1 pseudogene is annotated in these 391 nt (G+C 29.7%); it reads left to right on the top strand.

The features are described from left to right. Positions 1-391 (top strand): annotated as a pseudogene (locus AJ886_RS00005) (hypothetical protein); the annotation flags it as partial.

Here is a 391-nt window from a genome sequence, read left to right as displayed (position 1 = left end):
TGCTAATGTAGATGAAAAAGGAAATTTAATCAATGAAGAATACGCTTATATTTATGATGAAGTTAGCAATAATAAAGAAACCTTAAAATCTTCTCTTTTTAGACAAGAATGGGGTATAGCAGCAGGAATACTAGGAAAACCTGAATATTTTGTGCGTTCTAAAAATCATGGCTTTAATGCCAGAATGATACAATGTTTTATTTTATATATTCAACTCACAGGTGGAGGATATGAAGAATTAGGTATAAAAAGAGGAATTTATAATTATGCCGATAATCTTTTAGAAATAGGTATAGGTATGGCAGGGATACATAAAAATCCTTTAAGGGCTAAATTAGTAAAAGATTTAGCTAAAACTATACAGCCTGATGAATTTGGTATGCTTCCTTTT

The organism is Campylobacter sp. BCW_6465 (assembly GCF_001762815.1).
GTDB lineage: Bacteria > Campylobacterota > Campylobacteria > Campylobacterales > Campylobacteraceae > Campylobacter_D > Campylobacter_D jejuni.
This window is presented reverse-complemented; position numbering and strand designations above follow the sequence as displayed.